Annotated in this window: 3 protein-coding genes; all 3 read left to right on the plus strand. The window is 58.4% G+C overall.

Features of this window, described 5'->3' with window-relative positions:
• Positions 1-184 precede the first annotated feature (184 nt).
• The 3 genes from crtE to ACVWYZ_RS14265 are packed head-to-tail and all read left to right on the plus strand — an operon-like array spanning position 185 to position 2,262.
• Positions 185-1,078 (plus strand): geranylgeranyl diphosphate synthase CrtE, encoded by an 894-nt coding sequence (gene crtE, locus ACVWYZ_RS14255; protein ID WP_414342614.1) that lies wholly within the window; start codon positions 185-187, stop codon positions 1,076-1,078.
• 49 nt (positions 1,079-1,127) lie between these two features.
• A complete protein-coding gene (locus ACVWYZ_RS14260) occupies positions 1,128-1,610 on the plus strand; it encodes a divergent PAP2 family protein (RefSeq protein WP_414400501.1) in 483 nt (160 codons plus the stop codon).
• Positions 1,611-1,653: 43 nt separating this feature from the next.
• Entirely contained in the window at positions 1,654-2,262 is a 609-nt protein-coding gene (locus ACVWYZ_RS14265) for a hypothetical protein (protein WP_457467424.1), read from the plus strand.
• Positions 2,263-2,378: the final 116 nt, after the last annotated feature.

Raw genomic sequence — 2,378 nt, forward strand, 5'->3', positions numbered from 1 at the left:
TATGACCTAGATAAGTGGCGTGGGGCAGGAATGCCTAACCGTGAGGTTAGGAAGCCCGCGCTGTACCCGTAGGGTCAGCGTCGGGAGGATGTCACAGTGGACATGAGATAATGACACCTGGCCAGCCTGTTGAAGAACGGCTCGACAAGGATCCCCCCATTGCCGAGTTGAGAGGAAACCCCGCTTGGTTGCCCAAACCTTTAACCTGAAAGCCTACCTGAGCCAGCGTCAGCAACAGGTGGAAGAAGCTCTCTCTGCAGCTTTGGTTCCCGCCTATCCGGAGCGCATTTACGAGGCGATGCGCTACAGCCTATTGGCAGGGGGGAAGCGCCTCAGGCCCATCCTCTGTCTGGCTGCTTGCGAGTTGGCCGGCGGCACTGTGGAGCAGGCTCTGCCTACCGCCTGTGCCCTGGAAATGATCCACACCATGTCGCTGATCCATGACGACTTGCCGGCCATGGACAATGACGACTTTCGCCGCGGCAAACCCACCAACCACAAGGTGTTCGGCGAAGACATTGCCATCTTGGCGGGAGATGCTCTGCTGGCTTTTGCCTTTGAGCACATTGCTAGCCAAACTCAGGGGGTACCGCCGCAGTTGGTGTTACAGGTGATCGCCCGCATTGGCCATGCTGTGGCGGCAACCGGTTTGGTGGGGGGACAGGTGGTGGATCTGGAGTCGGAGGGCAAAGCCATTTCCCTGGAAACTTTGGAGTACATTCACAGCCACAAAACCGGCGCTCTATTGGAAGTCTCGGTGGTTTCGGGAGGGATCCTGGCGGGGGGAGATGAGGAGCTGCTGGACCGCCTGAGCCGCTACGCCCGCGATATTGGCTTGGCCTTTCAGATTGTGGACGACATTTTGGACATCACCGCCACCAGCGAGCAACTGGGCAAAACGGCAGGCAAGGATCAAGCTGCCGCCAAAGCCACCTATCCCAGCTTGTTGGGCCTAGAGGCCTCCCGGCAAAAAGCCGAGGAGCTGATTCAATCGGCCAAGGAAACGTTGCGCCCCTACGGACCGCGGGCAGAACCGCTGCTGGCTCTGGCGGACTTCATCACTCGCCGTCAGCATTAGGGCAGGACAAGAGGACAAGTTAGATGGGATCCCTGGAGACCCTGCTCGCATGTCTGTGCTGGAGAGCCGTATGCTGCAACAGTTGATGGCCAATCATGTCCTCTGGGTTGCTTTGCTGGCCAGTGTGTTGGCCCAAGCCATCAAGCTGATCCTTTCCTATGTGCGGTCAGGCAAGGTTAACCTGCGAGTCTTGGTGGAAACCGGGGGAATGCCCAGCTCCCACGCAGCGTTGGTGACGGCTTTGTCCATTGGGGTGGGGATGCAGGAAGGCTGGGACAGCCTGCTGTTTGCCGCGACGGTGGTTTTCGCATTGGTGGTGATGTACGATGCCGCGGGGATCCGCCAAGCCGCTGGAAAACAGGCGCGGGTGCTGAATCGCCTCCTGGAAGAATGGTTTGAAGAAAAGGGCGCCGACCGTTTCCAAGAACCCTACCTGAAAGAATTGCTGGGCCACACTCCCGTGCAGGTCATGGCCGGCGCAGCTTTGGGAGCAGCCTGTATCACACTGTCATTTGCCCTGGGAGTAAACTAAGAGCCATTGGGGCATGCTAAGGCAGAAGTACCGCGGGGTGGTCATGGCTTCCAGTTCTCAACCTCGTCCGATCCAACGTTGCCCTTCCTGTGGCAAGCCGATCCCAGCCTACCGGTTCAAATCTCCCTACTGTGACCACTGCGGTTGGCGGGCGGCCCCAGCAGCGCAAGCCCCTCAAAAAGGCGGATCCCTGGGCCAGAAAATTGCAGCTCAGGTGGGATCCCAAGGTCAACGCCTCAAGGTGCCCCCTCTGCTACAGCCGCTGCTGAACTTCAACTTTTACCTCTATCTGCTCTGGGGGATCAGCCCTCTGTTTCCGCTGGTGGTGGATCGACCCCTGCTGGCCGAATCCAACTATCTGCTCCTAATCCCGCTTTTGTTGAGCTGGGGGCTGCTTTATTTGGCGGTGCGAGATCTGCCGCTGCCGGACAATTTGCGGCTGCCGCGCCTGTTGTTGGATGTATCGTTCATCCTGCTGCCCTTCTTCCAGAAAATTAATGTGTCCAAAGCCCCCAACCGACCCTATTGGAATGCTCTGCTGATTTGGGTGATCGGGATCCTGCTGCTTGCCGCTTTGCGGCTTTGGAGCTTTAGCCTGCTCCTGACGGCGGTGACCTTGCTGTTGACCAGCTTTTGCACGCTGCTGTTGTGACATACTCCCGCACTCATGCTGACGCAAAGCGCTCCGCGCCGCTAAAGCGAAAGAGTACGGGCTTCAAGGACTCCGTCCCGCTGACGCGAACAGTGACTCCTGTGAAGGACATTTCC

This window comes from Thermostichus sp. MS-CIW-37, from assembly GCF_054060065.1.